Source organism: Amycolatopsis sp. NPDC114478 (assembly GCF_055633805.1).
On the sequence record NZ_JBVKDO010000004.1, the window covers coordinates 222771 to 237157 of the forward strand.

A 14387-nucleotide genomic window follows, 5' to 3' on the forward strand; every position below is an offset into this window, starting at 1 on the left:
CCTTGCTCACCCGCCTGTCCCCCCTTTCCGAACTGGCCGTGCGCTTGCGCGCGGCCGAGTTCCCGCTGGCCGCCGGCTGGCGCGCCGTCGACGAGTGGTTCCGGCCGTGGGCCGCCCAGCCCGGCCTGCGGGACGAACTGCGTTCGCAACTGCGCGGGCTGTCGTCCGCGCAGGCGGCGAAGGTGCTGCGCTCGTCCCGGGAAACGACCACGCACTTCGCCTGGTGCCTGCTCGATTCGCCGTCCGACCCGTTTTCCTTCTGGCTGCACGAATACAAGGCGCAGGAGGACTGGCGGGAGGGGTACGCGGATTCCGTGCACAACCACAGGTACCACTTCTGCACCACCATTCTCCGTGGTGACTACCTGCACGAGAGATACGAGACGACGATCGACACCGGTACCGGGCTGATCGCGTCCGCGCGGCTGCGGCGCCGGACGTTGTGCCAGGCCGGAGCCTGCGCCACCATGCTGGCCGACGAATTCCACCGCATCCCCGAAGCGGCCGACGGCACGATGACGTTCCTCGTGAAATCACGCCCGGTGAGCAGTTTCAGCCTTTCTTTCGACCCCGCCACGGGAATCGGCCATCGTCACGTTCCGGTAGAGGTCCGATTGGGGGAATTGGCCGACCGCATCTAGCTACCCACCGGCGTCACGGCGCTTACCATTACTCCACCCGTCTGAAACCACGGCCGGGATCGGAGAGGTGTATGCGCACGCAGGAAAGCACGATCGACCACGTCATCGTCGACGCCGTCGCGAACCGGGTTCACCGGCTTTGCCGCCGTTATGCCGAACGGTTGCCGTTCCACGGCTGGCACCACGTGAGCTTCGTCCGCGCGAAGGCCGCCGGCTTCGCCCAGCACAACGGCGCCGACCGCGCGGTGGTCGAGGTGGCGGCGCTGGTGCACGACGTCAACTACCTGGTGCTCCGCAACTCGCCCGCGGCGGCGGGCCGGAGCCTGCGGCTGGAGATCCTCGCGGAGTGCGGGGTGCCGTCGGGGGTAGCGCGGTGGATCGACGACATCGTCGACGAAGCCGAAATGGCCACGCGCGGCCGCGACATTTCGCTGGAGGCGCAGGCGCTGAGCGACGCGGACACGCTGTTCAAGGCGCTGCCGGTGACGCCGGTGGTCCTCGCGCACCGGTACCTGCGCGAGAACGGGCTGAGCCTGCGCGAGCTGGCGGACAAGATCGTCGGCGAGCAGTGCGACGTCCACGAGGAGGGGTACTACTTCTACAACCCCGAGGCGGCGAAGACGTACTCGCGCTGGGCGATGGCGAACCTCCAGCTGTGGCAGTGCATCAAGGAGGCGGTCGACGACCCGACGGTGGCGGAACTGCTGGACGCGGTCCACGCCGTCGACGCGCTGGCGTCCTAGGTCTGGCCGTAGCCCCGCAGCCGGTCGACGACCTTGGCCACCTCGGGCGGCGGCAGCAGCGCGGGCCGGCCGGCGCCCTGGGCGAGCAGCCACACTCGGCAGGCCCATTCGAGCTGCTGGGCCCGGTGGTAGGCGGCCTCGAGACCGTCGCCGTAGGTGAGGGTGCCGTGGTTGGCCATGAGGCAGCCGCGGCGGCCCTGGAGCGCCTCGAGCACGGCGGCGGCCAGCTCGGGCGTGCCGTAGGTGGCGTAGCGCGCGACGCGCACCGAAGGGCCGATCGTGGCGAGGATGTAGTGGATGGGTGGCACCTCGCGCACGAGGGTGGAGACGGCGGTGGCGTGCGGCGAGTGCGTGTGCACGACGGCGGTGATGGGCTCGCTGTCCGGATCGCGCACGTCCCAGTAGACGGACAGGTGCATCGGGAGCTCGCTGGTCGGCTTGAGCGAGCCGTCGACGACCTGGCCACCGAGGTCGACGACGGGGACATCGGCCGGGTTCATGCTGGAGTAGGGAACGCCGGTCGGGGTGACGGCGACGAGGTCCCCGGCCCGCAGCGAGACGTTCCCGGAGGTCCCGACGACGAGGCCGTCCCCGACCATCCGCCGCGCGTAGGCGCACACGGCGGCCCGTTCGGTCTCGAGGAGCATGCGGCGGGTCCGTTCTCGTGGGTGATCAAGCAGCTGTCATGCAGACTGCCAGCCACCCACGAGCTAAGGCCACCTCCCGGCCCAAAAGACAGCCCCCTCCCGTCCCTGGGGGGCGTCCCCTGTCCAGTCTATCGCCGCTGAGCTGCGAAAACAGCGGCTCGCGAAATCTGTGGACAACCGAACCCGATGTGGATAACTAAGCCTTCGCCGGAGCGGCAGGAGCGGGAGCCGCCTTCGCAGCAGGAGCCGGGGCCGGCGTCGGCTTCCGGTCCCCGTTCTCGGCGGCAGCCGGAGGCTCCGGAGCCAGCAACCGCATGGCCTCCTGCACCGCGACATCCGTGGCCGCGATCCGCTCGGCGACCTTCGTCCGCAGGTCCAGCGCCAGCTTCCGGTTCCGGTCGGCTTCCGCCTGCTGGGACCGGGCCGAGGCCAGCGCCGCCTCGGTCTCCTGCTTCTTCCGCGCGTGCTCCTCGTCGAACGCCTTCTTGCGCGCCGCCAGCTCCTCCGCCGCGACCCGGTCCGCCTCCGCCCGCGCCTCGGCCGCCGCCGCCTCGGCCGCAGCGTCCGCTTCCTTGCGGGCCCGCTCGGCCGCCGCCGCCAGCTCGACCCTCTTCGCTCCCGCCGCCGCGTTCAGCTTCTCGATCTCGCCCTTCGCTTCCGACAGCAGGCGCGCGCGCTCTTCCTCCGCGTCCTTCGCCAGCTTGTCGGACGTGCGGCGGGTCTCGTGCGCGTACTTGTCCGCCTGGTCGCGGGTCGACGCCGCGTCCGCCTCCGCCGCCGCGCGCAGGTCGGCGATCTCCTCCTCCGCGAGCTGCATCATCATCCGGACGCGCTCGGCCATCGCACCGGCGCCGGACGGGCTCGAGCTCATCCTGGCCAGCGCGGCCTTCGTCTCGGCGAGCTCCTTCTGCGCGTACGAGAGGGCCTTGGAGAGGTCCGACGACGTCGCGACGGCTTCGTCGCGGCTGCGGGACGTCTCGCGCAGGTCCTTGTTCAGCTCGGCGAGGCGTTCGTCGACCTGACGCTGGTTGTAGCCGCGGACACCCACGGCGAACTGGGCTGTCTTCGGGGCGGACTGGGGCTTCTCAGGCGCGACCATCGCGCCACCTTAATGAGCCGGGACCCATCCGGACGTACCGCCAAACGGATGCATCACGATTTCGGTAACCCCCGGTGACGCATGGCATTCTGACGTCGGTTGACCAGCCGGTTGACGCGAGGAGGCCATTGTGGACATACAGGCCGTCCTCGCGGACATCGGCGCGCACTGGCACGTCTACGCCACCATGCCGCTCATCGCCGCCCTGATCGGCTACCTCACCAAGCGCGTCGCCATCGAGATGATGTTCCGGCCGCTGGAGTTCAAAGGCATCAAGCCCTTCTTCGGCTGGCAGGGCGTCATCCCGGCGAACGCGCGGAGGATGGCCACCACCGCCGTCGATCTGCTGACCCGCAACCTCGTCGACCCGCGGGAGATCTTCAGCAGGCTCGACCCGGAGGAAATGGTCAAAGAGCTCGAAGCGCCCCTGCTCAAGGCGGTCGAAGACGTCACGCGCGAGGTCATGGAGACCTACCAGCCGAGGCTCTGGGAGATGCTGCCGTCGCGCGCGCAACGGCTGCTCGTCGACCAGGTCCGCGCGCAGGCACCCGAGGTCGTCAAGCGGCTGCTGCGGGAGGTCTCGACCAACATCGACGACGTCCTCGACGTCAACGACATGCTCATCGGCGCGATGGTCCGCGACAAGTCGCTGACCTGCCGGCTGATCCGCGAGGTCGCCGCGCCCGAGTTCAAGTTCATCGCGCGCTCGGGGATCTGGTTCGGGTTCGTGATCGGGCTCGTCCAGTTCGTCGCGTGGGCGCTGACGAAACAGCCGCTGATCATGCCGATCTTCGGTTTCGTCACGGGCTTCGTCACGGACTGGCTCGCGCTCAAGATGATCTTCTACCCGCGCGAGCCGCGCGGGTTCGGCTTCTTCCGCTGGCAGGGCATGTTCCAGAAGCGCCGCCAGGAGGTCGCCGCGGACTACGGCGCGCTGATCGCCGACGAGGTCCTCACCGTCCGGAACGTCCTCGAAGCCGTGCTCACCGGCCCGCGCTCGGACAAGCTCTTCGCGCTCGTCACCCGCGAGGTCCAGCGCACGATCGACGCGCAGGTCAGCCTGGTCAAGCCGGTCGTCGCCCTCACCATCGGCGGCCGGCAGTACCAGGAGATGAAGCGCGCGGCCGCCGCCAAGGTGATCGAGTACCTCCCCGAAACGGTGAAGCACGTCGAGAGCTACGCCACCGGCGCGCTCGACGTCCGCAACACGATCGTCGACAAGATGCAGCAGCTGACGCCGCTGGAGTTCGAGGGCATCCTGCGCCCGGCGTTCAAGCAGGACGAATGGAAGCTGATCGCCGTCGGGGCGGTCATCGGTGGCCTGGTGGGTGAACTCCAGGTGCTGCTCCTGCTGCATTGACGCCGGGCCGATAGCGTGCGCGCGTGGACTTCGGCACGCACTGGCAGGTGTACATCACCATGCCGTTCATCGCGGCGCTGATCGGCTACGTCACCAAGCGCGTCGCCATCGAGATGATGTTCCGGCCGCTGGAGTTCGTCGGCGTCAAACCCTTCGGCTGGCAGGGCGTGCTGCCGGCGAACGCCGAGCGCATGGCGGCGACGGCCACCGAGATGCTGACGACCAACCTCGTCGACCCCAAGGAGATCTTCGCGCGGCTCGACCCCGAGCAGGTCGCGAAGGAGATCGAGCAGCCGCTGCTGCGGGTCGTCGAGGACGTCACGCGCGAGGTCATGGAGACCTACCAGCCCAGACTGTGGGAAGTGCTGCCGAACGGCGCGCAGCAGCTGCTGCTCAAACGCGTCCAGGCCGAGGCGCCGAAGGCGATCACCAAGATCATGCGGGAGATCGCCGACAACATCGAGGACGTCCTCGACCTGCAGCACATGGTCGTGACGAACCTCGTCCGCGACAAAGCGCTGCTCAACCGGCTGATCCGTGACATCTCGCGGCCCGAGATGCGGTTCATCGCCCGCTCGGGCATCGGGTTCGGGTTCATCCTCGGCTGCGTCCAGCTCGTGGTCTGGGCGCTGACGAAGTCGCCGATCGTGCTGCCGCTGTTCGGCCTCGGCATCGGCTGGCTCACCGACTGGCTGGCCCTGAAGATGATCTTCCTGCCGCGCGAGCCGAAGCGGTTCTTCGGGCTCTACACCTGGCAGGGCATCTTCCAGAAGCGCCGCGACCAGGTCGCCGCCGACTACGGCGACATGATCGCGCGCGAGATCATCACCATTCCCAACCTGCTGGAAGCCGTGCTGCGCGGGCCGAAGTCCGACAAGCTGTTCGCGATGATCACCCGCGAGGTGCAGAAGACGATCGACGCGCAGGCCAGCGTCGTCAAGCCGTTCGTCGCCCTCGCCGTCGGGACGAAGAAGTTCCAGGAGATGAAGCAGACGGCGGCGGCGAAGGCCGCGGAGCGCGTCCCGGAGACGATCCGGTACGCCGAGAACTACGCGATCAACGCCCTCGACGTGCGCAACACGATCGTCGACCGGATGAAGAAGCTGAGCGCGCTGGAGTTCGAGCAGCTGCTGCGGCCGGCGTTCCGGCAGGACGAGTGGAAGCTGATCGCCGTCGGCGCGGTGATCGGCGGGCTCGTCGGCGAGTTGCAGGTGCTCGCGCTGCTCGGGTAGCCGGTACGGTTCCGTTCTCGGCATGAGGAGGTCGGAGTTGGACGCGGTCCTGCACGACCTCGCCCTGCACTGGCCGGTCTACGCGGCGATGCCGTTCATCGCGGCGCTGATCGGCTACGTCACCAAGCGCGTCGCCATCGAGATGATGTTCCGGCCCCTGGACTTCATCGGGATCCCGCCGCTGCTGGGCTGGCAGGGCGTCGTCCCGAAGCACGGCGGGCGGATGGCGGCCGTCGCGACCGAGCTGCTGACGGCGAACCTGCTGGACCTGCGCGAGGTCTTCGAGCGCGTCGACCCGGTGATCATCACCAGCGAGCTGGAGCAGCCGCTGCTGCGCGCGGTCGACCACATCGCGCGCGAGGTGCTCGCCGAGCACCACCCGCGGCTGTGGGAGGTCATGCCGACGCTGGCGCAGGAGATGCTGATCAAGCAGGTCCAGGCGTCGGCGCCGCGGCTGGTCCAGGAGTTCCTCGACGACGTTCGCGAGAACCTCGACGAGGTCCTCGACGTCCAGCACATGACGGTCCAGCGGCTCACGCGCGACAAGGCGCTGCTCGTCCGGCTGATCCGCGAGACGTCCCGGCCCGAGATGGCGTTCATCGCGCGGATGGGCATCTACTTCGGCTTCGGGCTCGGCTTGGTCCAGACGATCGTCTGGGCGTTCACGCGCGAGCCGTGGATCCTGCCGGCGTTCGGCGGCGTGATCGGGCTGTGCACGGACTGGCTGGCGATCAAGCTGATCTTCGTCCCGCGCGAGCCGGTCCGGCTGGGCCGGGTGATCTTCCAGGGCAAGTTCCAGCGCCGGCGCGCGGAGGTGGCGCGGCAGTACGGCGAGCTGATCGCCAACGAGGTCCTGACGGTCCAGAACCTGCTGGACGCGGTCCTGCGTGGCCCGCGCGCCGACCGGCTGGCGGCGCTGGTCGAGAACGTCGTGTCGGAAGCGGTCGACAAGCAGGTGCCGCTGTCCTTCGCGGTGGGCAGCACGCGCCTGCGGGAGATCAAGCACGCGGCGGCCCGGAAGGCCTTGGAGCAGCTACCGGACACGGCGCGCTACGCCGAGGGGTACCTGACCGAGGCGATGGACGTCGCGAAGATGATCGAGCAGCGGATGCTGGCGTTGACGCCGCTGGAGTTCGAGGGGCTGCTGCGGCCGGCGTTCCGGCAGGACGAGTGGAAGCTCATCGCCGTCGGCGGGGTGATCGGGTTCGTCGTGGGTGAGCTGCAGGTCCTGCTGATGCTGGGTTAGGCCGCCGCGACGAGGGCCGGTTCCACCGCGCTCACCCGGGTCCGGCGGTCGCGCTGCCAGGCGATCACGCGGCAGACCACGTAGATCAAGAACGAAATCGCCGTCACGAACGCGCTCACCGGGAGCCCCGGGGCCAGTGACAGCACGATCCCGCCGATCGCCGCCACCTCGGCGAAGACCACGGACAACACCGTCGCCTTCCACGGCGACGCCGTCACGCGGGCCGCCGCGGCCGCCGGTGTCACCATCAAAGCGACCACCAGCAGCGACCCGACCACCTTTACGCTCAACGCCGTCGAGACGCCCACCAGCAACGCGAACACCACCGTCAGCGTCTTCACCGGCACCCCGCGCGCCACGGCCACGTTCCGGTCCACCGAAGCGAACAGCAACGGCCGGTACACCAGCGCCAGCACCGCCAGCACCACCGCCGACGACACCACGAACAACGTCAGGTTCGTCGAGTCGATCGTGATGATCTGGCCGGTGAGGATGCCGAACTTGTTCCCGGACCGTCCTTTGTAGAACGACAGGAACAGCACGCCCATGCCGAGGCCGAACGACAGGATCACGCCGATCACCGAGTCGCGGTCCGCGTCACGCGCGCCGAGGATGCCCAGCAGCAGCGCCGCCACCACCGCGCCGATCAGCGCGCCGTACTCGACGCCGATGCCCAGCAGCAACGCCGCCGCGCCGCCGGTGAACGCCAGCTCGGACGTCCCGTGCACCGCGAACGACATGCGCCGCATGACGATCAGCGGGCCCAGCACGCCGGCCACCAGGCCGAGGATCAAGGCCGCCAGCAACGCCGTCTGCACGCCGGGGAGCTCGGTGATCAGCTCCCACGTCTTGCCGAAGTCGAACAGATCCAAGACTCAGCCCACTTGCTCTTCGACGTCGTGTTCGTGGTGGTGCGGCTCCTCCTCGCACAACGCGCTCTGCGCGCCCGCGATGTGGATCTGCCCGCCGACCTTCAGCACCTCGACGCGGGTGCCGTACAGCTCCGACAGCGTCGCGGTGGTCATGACCTCGTCCGGCTTGCCGATCCGGAACTGGCCGTTGACCAGGTACAACACCCGGTCGACGAACGGCAGCACCGGGTTGATCTCGTGCGTCACGAACAGCACCGCCGTGCCCGCCGTGCGCCGCCGGCGGTCGATCAGCTCGCTGATCGCACGCTGGTGCGCGAGGTCCAGGGACAGCAGCGGCTCGTCGCAGAGCAGCACCTCGGGGTCGCCGACCAGGGCCTGCGCCACCCGCAGCCGCTGCTGCTCGCCGCCGGACAACCGGCCGACCGGCTGCTTCGCGTACCGAGTAGCCCCGACCGCTTCGACCGCGTCGGAAACGAGCCGGCGCCGGGCCGCCATGCCGAACAGGCCGGGGCCCCAGCGGTGGCCGTCGAGGCCCAGCCCGACCAGGTCGACGCCGCGCAGCGTCAGCGACTCGTCGATCGCGCGCTGCTGCGGGATGTAGCCGACCTTGCGGTTCGCGCCGCCCGGGCGGCCGCCGGCGATCTCGACCGAGCCCGCCGACAGGCCCTGCATGCCGAGCAGCGCCTTGAGCAGGCTGCTCTTGCCGGAGCCGTTCGGGCCGAGCACGGCGAGGAACTCCCCCGGCTCGACGACGAGGTCCAGCCCCGACCAGAGGGTCCGGGGTCCGAACGCGAGGGCCGCCCCGCGGACCCGGACCGCGGGACGTACGTCGTCTGAAACGGGAGCCATGCCTACTTCAACGCTCCTGCCAGCGCGTCTACTTCCCCGGTCATCCAGCCAATGTAGTCGGTCACACCCCGCGGCAGCGTCTCGGTCACGTCGACGACGCCGATCCCGGCGGCCTTCGCCTGCCCGACGACGTCCTTGGTCAGCGGGGTCACCGTCTGCGCGTTGTTGATCAGCGCCTTGACCTGCTTGGTGGCGATGAGCTGCTTGTACTCGTTCACCGCGCCGGCCGGGACGTCGGTGTCGTTCTCGACGGCGTCGGAAAACGCCTTCGGCGTCGCGTCCGTCAGCTTCGCGCTCTGGAGCAGGTAGTGCGCGACCGGCTCGGTGACGACGACCTTCGTCCCCGGATGGGTGGCTCCCAGCTCGCCGAGGCGCTTCTCCAGCGCGTCGACCTTCGCCTTGAACGCGGTCGCGTTGTCGGTGAACGCCTGCTTCGACGCCGGTTGCAGCTCGCCGAGCTGCGCCGCGACCTGGTCGGCGACCTTGTCGACGCCCGGCAGGTCGTACCAGACGTGCTCGTTCTCGTCGCCGGTCGCGGCGATGTCGTAGGCGACGAGCTTCTTGGCGTCCCCGGGCTGCGCGGTGAGCTTGTCGAAGAACTCGTCGTAGCCACCGCCGTTGGACAGCAGCAGCTTCGCGTCCTTCGCCGCGAGAGCGTCGTCAGCGGTCGTTTCGTACGAGTGCGGGTCGGCCGAAGGGTCGTGGATGATCGCCTTGACCTCGACCTTGTCCCCGCCGACGGCGCTGACGACGCTGCCCCAGACGTCCGTCGCGGCGACGACCTTGATCTTGCCGTCCCCGCCGGACTGCGCTCCGCCGTCGGAGGTCCCACCGGAGCATGCGGCCAGGGCGAGCACGGACAGGGCCGAAGCGGCGGCGAGCACGCTCCTGGTGCGGCGGGAACTCATCTGAAGAACTCTCCTGACGACACTGAGACGCTAATGGAAACCGTTGTCAGATTCACCTTACCCCATCCGGATGACTTCCTGGCCATCCGATCCCGGTTTGGTGTATGCGAGTTCACGCATGCGGATCGAGACATCGACCACCCGGGGTGTCTCTTCAAGAAAGTGATCTGAACCGTTACGGTTTGCTGATGGGACGTCCTATTCGCACCCGGAGGCAGGCGACGCTCGCGTCGCTCGCGGCGGAGCTCGGTGTGTCCAGGACCACGGTGTCCAACGCCTACAACCGGCCGGACCAGCTGTCCCCGGAACTGCGCCGCCGGGTCCTCGAGACCGCGCGGCGCCTCGGCTACCCCGGCCCCGACCCGGTCGCCCGCTCCCTGCGCACGCGCAAGGCGGGCGCGGTCGGCCTGCTGCTCACCGAGAACCTCTCCTACGCCTTCCGCGACCCCGCCGCCGTGGGCGTCCTCGAAGGACTGGCCCTGGCCTGCGAAGACGCCGGTGTCGGCCTGCACCTGGTGCCGGCCAGCCCCGGCCGCGAGGACGTCGCCGCGGTGCACCGCGCGGGTGTCGACGGCTTCGTCGTCTACTCCGTCCCGGACGACGACCCGCACCTGGCCGCCGTGCTGGAGCGCCCGGTGCCGACGGTGATCATCGACCAGCCGAGCCTCGAGGGCATCGACCGCGTCGGCCCGGACGACGCCGCGGCCGTCGGCAAGATCGCCGAGCACCTGGTCGCCCTGGGCCACCGGCAGGTCGGCGTCATCTGCATGCGGCTGGCCCGCGAGCGCAACGACGACTTCGTCTCACCGGCGCGGCAGAGCGGCGCGCACTTCCACGTCCAGCGCACCCGGCTGGAAGCGCTCGCCGTGGCGTTCTCCGCGGCCGGCGTCGACTGGGCCGGCGTCCCGGTGGTCGAGCGCTTCGACCACACGGTGGACGACGGCGCGTCCGCCGCGCGGCAGCTGCTGGACGCGTATCCGCAGATCACGGCGGTGATCTGCACGTCGGACATCCTCGCGCTCGGCGCCATGGCCGAAGCCGAGCGGCGGGGGCTGCGGGTGCCGCAGGACCTGACCGTCACCGGTTTCGACGGCATCGCCGAAGCCGAGCGGATCGGCCTCACCACGGTCCACCAGCCGGTGCTCGAGAAGGGCAAGACGGCCGGCCGGCTGCTGCTCGGCTCGGCCGAGCGCAGCGCGCCGAAGGTGATCACGCTGCCGACCGAACTGCGCGTCGGCCGCACGTCGGCACCCCCCAGGACGGTCGAGGAGCCCTGGTTCGGGGGCTGACCCGTGACATAGCTCGTAGTGCATTGCCCATCGGGGTCCCCACCGGGTCAAATGGAGTGGCACGCCCGCGCCGCGGGGCCACTGGCCGGAAGGTGACCGATGACCTCGATCGACGTACTGCTCAAGCGCAACCAGGAACTCGGCGAGGTGACGCCCGGCGACCGGTCGTCCCCGAAGCCGTCGCTCCAGGTGGCCATCCTGACCTGCATGGACGCCCGCATCCGGGTGTTCGAGCTGTTCGGCCTCCTGCAGGGCGAGTCGCACGTCCTCCGCAACGCGGGCGGCGTGGTGACCGACGACATGATCCGCTCGCTGGCGCTTTCGCAGCGCAAGCTGGGCACGCGCGAGGTGCTGATCGTCCAGCACACGGAGTGCGGCCTCTCGATGGTCACCGAGGACGACTTCAAGGACGAGCTGGAGAGCGACACCGGCCTGCGGCCGACGTGGTCGGTCGAGGCGTTCCGGAACGTGGAGAACAGCGTCCGGACGTCGGTCGAGCGGGTGCGGCGCAGCGCGTACCTGCCGCACACGGAGAACGTCCGCGGGTTCGTCTACGACGTGAAGACCGGGAAGCTCACCGAGGTCCAGTAGGGCCTTGCGCGTCCTCTTCGCCGGTCTCGCGGCACCTGGCCACACCTACCCGATGGTCCCGCTCGCGGTCGCGGCGCGGGACGCCGGGCACGACGTGCACTTCGCCGCCGGTGAGCACGTCCACGCGCCGCTGGGCCGGCTCGGGCTGAACCCCTTCCGGCCCGCGGACTCGTTCTACGAGATCTACGCCGAGGACCTCGAACCGGACCTGAAGCGGCTGCGGCCGGACCTGGTCGTGCACGGGTGGGGTGTCCCGGAGGTGGCCGTCGCCGCGGGGCGCGCCGGGATTCCCGCGCTCTGGCACGGGTTCGGCCGGCTGTTCCCGGAAGGAATCGGGCTCGAGCGCCCGGCCGGCGGGACGCACCTGGACATCTGCCCGCCGTCCCTGCAGGACGCGGGCTTCCTGGCGACCGCCGACCGGATCGCCCTGCGCCCGGTGCCCTTCGCCGAGCCCGGCGACTTCCGGCGGCCCCTGGTCTACCTGACGCTCGGCACCGCGTTCGGCACCCCGGAGGTCCTCACGACGGCGATCGAGGGACTGGCCGCGCTCGGCACGCACGTCGTGGTGGCCACCGGCCGCGTGGCCCCCGAGGACCTCGGCCCGCTGCCGGCTCACGTCACCGCCCGGGCCTGGGTGCCGCAGGCGGCGGCGATCTCGCAGGCGGACCTGGTCGTGCACCACGGCGGCAGCGGCACCACGCTGGCCGCGCTCGCCGCCGGCGTCCCGCAGCTGGTCCTGCCGCAGGGCGCCGACCAGTTCGCCAACGCCGACGCGCTCGTCGCCGCCGGAGCCGCACTGCGGCTCCTGCCCGGCGAACTGACCGCGGACGCCGTCGCCGAACAGGCCCGGAAGGCGTCCACCTGCCGGGACGCGGCCCGCGCGATCGCCGAGGAGATCGCGGAAATGCCGTCGCCGGGCGAGGTCGCTCGCGAGCTGCCGAAGCGGGCGAAGTAGCCTCCCGGCGTGGCTGTGGACGCTGACGTACTGCTCGACTGGTTCTCCACGCACGGCCGGGACCTGCCCTGGCGCGAGCCGGACTGCTCGGCATGGGGCGTGCTCGTCAGCGAGATCATGCTCCAGCAGACCCCCGTCGCCCGCGTGCAGCCGATCTGGCACGAGTGGATGGCGCGCTGGCCGGTGCCGTCGGCGCTGGCCGCGTCGAGCCAGGGTGAGGTCGTGCGAGCCTGGGGCAAGCTCGGCTACCCGCGGCGCGCCCTCCGGCTGCACGAAGCCGCCGGCGTCATCGCGCGGGACCACGGCGACGTCGTTCCGTCCGATGTGGACACCCTGCTCGCGCTGCCCGGGATCGGCGCCTACACCGCGCGGGCCGTCGCCGCGTTCGCCTACGGGCTGCGGGCGCCCGTCGTCGACACCAACGTGCGGCGGGTCGTCGCGCGGGCCGTGCACGGGGCCGGGGACGCCGGGCCCGCGTCGAACACCCGGGACATGGCCGACGTCGAGGCGCTGCTGCCCGCCGAAGACGCGCCCGCCGCGAAGTTCTCCGCCGCGATCATGGAGCTCGGCGCCCTGATCTGCACCGCGCGGTCGCCGAGGTGCGCGGACTGCCCGATCTACGACGAGTGCGCGTGGCAGCTCGCCGGGAAACCGGAGTACGCCGGGCCGGCCAAGCCGGTGCAGAAGTTCGCGGGCACCGACCGGCAGGTCCGCGGGCTGCTGCTGGACGTCCTGCGCGGCAGTGAGGGTCCCGTCGAAAAGGCGCGCCTCGACCTGGTGTGGCACGACGGCGGCCAGCGCGACCGCTGCCTCGACTCCCTGCTGGTCGACGGCCTGCTGGAGCAGACCAGCGGCGGCCTCTTCGCCCTGCCAGGTGAACACTAACGCGCTACAACAAAAGTTGGTCAATAGTTGTCATCGGCGCGATGCGGAGTTACCTTTTCTCGCATGGTCACTGTTGACCGCCGGACCCTGCTGAAGGCGGGGGTGACCGCTACGGCGGCCGGCGCACTGGGGATGACGACCACGGGGACGGCCGCCGCGGCCGTGCCGACACCGACGATCCACGGGTGCTCCGAGTGGGGCGCGCGGCCCGCCAGCGGGCCGATCGTGGTGGAGAACCACAAGCCGACCTACATCGTCGTGCACCACGCCGTCGATCCACCGATGAACAACGACTTCTCGCTGGCGCGCGCGTTCTACGTCGCGAAGTTCATCCAGAACCTGCACATGGACAAGAACGGCTGGATCGACAGCGGCCAGCAGTTCACGAACAGCCGCGGTGGGTTCGTCACCGAGGGCAGGCACCGGAGCCTGGAGATCCTGCGCGGCGGCACGCAGCACGTCCAGGGCGCGAACGTGGGCAACCACAACAGCGAGGTCATCGGCATCGAGAACGAGGGCCTCTACAGCACGGTCGACGTGCCGCAGGCGCTGTGGGACTCGCTCGTCGGGCTGGTCGCCTACATCGCCCACCAGTACGGCATTTCGCCCGAGTTCATCAAGGGCCACCGCGACTTCAACACGACCGAGTGCCCCGGCACGGTGCTCTACAACCGGCTCCCGGAGCTGCGGACGGCGGTCGGGCGCGTCCTCGGCGTCTCGGTGGCGCGCGCCGAAGCCGAGTGGCCGCTGCTGAAGCCGGGCGACACCGGCAAGCGGGTCCAGCTGGCGCAGCGGTTCCTGCGGTCCGCCGGGTTCGGCGTGCCGACCGACGGCGTCTTCGGGAAGTCCACAAAGGACGCTGTGGCCGCGTTGACCACCCAGGCCGGGCTGCCGCGCGACACGTGCACCGCGGCGCGCGCGGCCGACGAGACCGGCTTCCTCGGCGCGGACGTCTGGCCGCTGATCGTCCCCTCCGACCGCTCGACGGCAGCTTGGCGGGCAGACCTGGCTCGCGCGTGACCAGGTGGTCGGTGCACCGGGCTCAACGGCGCGCTCGGCGTGCCGTCCGC

At 70.2% G+C, this 14387-nt stretch carries 15 protein-coding genes; 10 read left to right on the forward strand and 5 right to left on the reverse strand.

The annotated features are described in order from the left end of the window. Positions 1-2 precede the first annotated feature (2 nt). The gene (locus ACZ7OH_RS13705; protein WP_470281108.1) at positions 3-641 is read left to right on the forward strand and encodes a hypothetical protein; all 639 of its coding nucleotides are present in this window, start codon (positions 3-5) and stop codon (positions 639-641) included. A 71-nt stretch (positions 642-712) separates the two neighbouring features. Further along, positions 713-1384, forward strand: coding sequence for an HD domain-containing protein (locus ACZ7OH_RS13710; protein ID WP_470281109.1), 672 nt, complete (start codon positions 713-715; stop codon positions 1382-1384). Here the strand turns inward: ACZ7OH_RS13710 and ACZ7OH_RS13715 are convergent. Continuing rightward, a complete protein-coding gene (locus tag ACZ7OH_RS13715; protein ID WP_470281110.1) occupies positions 1381-2031 on the reverse strand; it encodes a class II aldolase/adducin family protein in 651 nt (216 codons plus the stop codon). The two genes, ACZ7OH_RS13710 and ACZ7OH_RS13715, sit on opposite strands and share 4 nt — an antisense overlap. A gap of 196 nt (positions 2032-2227) precedes the next feature. Further along, complete coding sequence (locus ACZ7OH_RS13720) at positions 2228-3130, reverse strand: coiled-coil domain-containing protein (protein ID WP_470281111.1); 903 nt, start codon at positions 3128-3130, stop codon at positions 2228-2230. 130 nt (positions 3131-3260) lie between these two features. On the opposite strand from ACZ7OH_RS13720, the gene ACZ7OH_RS13725 reads away from it, so the two are divergent. Genes ACZ7OH_RS13725 through ACZ7OH_RS13735 form a run of 3 tightly spaced genes read left to right on the forward strand, consistent with a single transcriptional unit; the run spans position 3261 to position 6968 of the window. Beyond that, the gene (locus ACZ7OH_RS13725; protein ID WP_470281112.1) at positions 3261-4490 is read left to right on the forward strand and encodes a DUF445 family protein; all 1230 of its coding nucleotides are present in this window, start codon (positions 3261-3263) and stop codon (positions 4488-4490) included. A gap of 59 nt (positions 4491-4549) precedes the next feature. Continuing rightward, positions 4550-5722, forward strand: coding sequence for a DUF445 domain-containing protein (locus ACZ7OH_RS13730; protein WP_400897526.1), 1173 nt, complete (start codon positions 4550-4552; stop codon positions 5720-5722). Positions 5723-5759: 37 nt separating this feature from the next. Beyond that, positions 5760-6968, forward strand: coding sequence for a DUF445 domain-containing protein (locus ACZ7OH_RS13735; RefSeq protein WP_470281444.1), 1209 nt, complete (start codon positions 5760-5762; stop codon positions 6966-6968). Here the strand turns inward: ACZ7OH_RS13735 and ACZ7OH_RS13740 are convergent. From ACZ7OH_RS13740 to ACZ7OH_RS13750, 3 genes are read right to left on the reverse strand one after another with little or no spacing between them, the layout of a single operon-like run. Next, entirely contained in the window at positions 6965-7840 is an 876-nt protein-coding gene (locus ACZ7OH_RS13740) for a metal ABC transporter permease (RefSeq protein ID WP_470281113.1), read from the reverse strand. The genes ACZ7OH_RS13735 and ACZ7OH_RS13740 overlap by 4 nt on opposite strands. A gap of 3 nt (positions 7841-7843) precedes the next feature. Next, complete coding sequence (locus tag ACZ7OH_RS13745; RefSeq protein WP_470281114.1) at positions 7844-8689, reverse strand: metal ABC transporter ATP-binding protein; 846 nt, start codon at positions 8687-8689, stop codon at positions 7844-7846. 2 nt (positions 8690-8691) lie between these two features. Continuing rightward, a complete protein-coding gene (locus ACZ7OH_RS13750) occupies positions 8692-9597 on the reverse strand; it encodes a metal ABC transporter solute-binding protein, Zn/Mn family (RefSeq protein ID WP_470281115.1) in 906 nt (301 codons plus the stop codon). Positions 9598-9785: 188 nt separating this feature from the next. Here ACZ7OH_RS13750 and ACZ7OH_RS13755 point away from each other — a divergent pair, with 188 nt between their 5' ends. The 5 genes from ACZ7OH_RS13755 to ACZ7OH_RS13775 all read left to right on the forward strand — a co-directional run bounded on the left by ACZ7OH_RS13755 (position 9786) and on the right by ACZ7OH_RS13775 (position 14337). Next, positions 9786-10886 carry a LacI family DNA-binding transcriptional regulator gene (locus tag ACZ7OH_RS13755; RefSeq protein WP_400896228.1) on the forward strand — a complete coding sequence of 367 codons (1101 nt, stop codon included), beginning with the start codon at positions 9786-9788 and terminating at the stop codon, positions 10884-10886. Positions 10887-10985: 99 nt separating this feature from the next. Then, complete coding sequence (locus tag ACZ7OH_RS13760) at positions 10986-11477, forward strand: beta-class carbonic anhydrase (protein ID WP_370969180.1); 492 nt, start codon at positions 10986-10988, stop codon at positions 11475-11477. A 4-nt stretch (positions 11478-11481) separates the two neighbouring features. After that, on the forward strand, positions 11482-12432 hold the full coding sequence (locus tag ACZ7OH_RS13765) for a glycosyltransferase (protein WP_470281116.1): 951 nt from the start codon (positions 11482-11484) through the stop codon (positions 12430-12432). Positions 12433-12441: 9 nt separating this feature from the next. Next, positions 12442-13317 carry an HhH-GPD family protein gene (locus ACZ7OH_RS13770; protein ID WP_400896234.1) on the forward strand — a complete coding sequence of 292 codons (876 nt, stop codon included), beginning with the start codon at positions 12442-12444 and terminating at the stop codon, positions 13315-13317. Between the two features lie 63 nt (positions 13318-13380). Next, positions 13381-14337, forward strand: a complete 957-nt coding sequence (locus tag ACZ7OH_RS13775; protein WP_470281117.1) for a peptidoglycan recognition protein family protein — start codon at positions 13381-13383, stop codon at positions 14335-14337. Positions 14338-14387 lie beyond the last annotated feature (50 nt).

What these genes read in the sequence shown, in the direction of transcription:
- ACZ7OH_RS13745 (WP_470281114.1), bottom strand. Translation starts at nt 8,689, where the DNA reads ATGGCTCCCGTTTCAGACGACGTACGTCCCGCGGTCCGGGTCCGCGGG.
- ACZ7OH_RS13775 (WP_470281117.1), top strand. Translation starts at nt 13,381, where the DNA reads ATGGTCACTGTTGACCGCCGGACCCTGCTGAAGGCGGGGGTGACCGCT.
- ACZ7OH_RS13755 (WP_400896228.1), top strand. Translation starts at nt 9,786, where the DNA reads ATGGGACGTCCTATTCGCACCCGGAGGCAGGCGACGCTCGCGTCGCTC.
- ACZ7OH_RS13750 (WP_470281115.1), bottom strand. Translation starts at nt 9,597, where the DNA reads ATGAGTTCCCGCCGCACCAGGAGCGTGCTCGCCGCCGCTTCGGCCCTG.
- ACZ7OH_RS13715 (WP_470281110.1), bottom strand. Translation starts at nt 2,031, where the DNA reads ATGCTCCTCGAGACCGAACGGGCCGCCGTGTGCGCCTACGCGCGGCGG.
- ACZ7OH_RS13730 (WP_400897526.1), top strand. Translation starts at nt 4,550, where the DNA reads ATGCCGTTCATCGCGGCGCTGATCGGCTACGTCACCAAGCGCGTCGCC.
- ACZ7OH_RS13720 (WP_470281111.1), bottom strand. Translation starts at nt 3,130, where the DNA reads ATGGTCGCGCCTGAGAAGCCCCAGTCCGCCCCGAAGACAGCCCAGTTC.
- ACZ7OH_RS13760 (WP_370969180.1), top strand. Translation starts at nt 10,986, where the DNA reads ATGACCTCGATCGACGTACTGCTCAAGCGCAACCAGGAACTCGGCGAG.
- ACZ7OH_RS13710 (WP_470281109.1), top strand. Translation starts at nt 713, where the DNA reads ATGCGCACGCAGGAAAGCACGATCGACCACGTCATCGTCGACGCCGTC.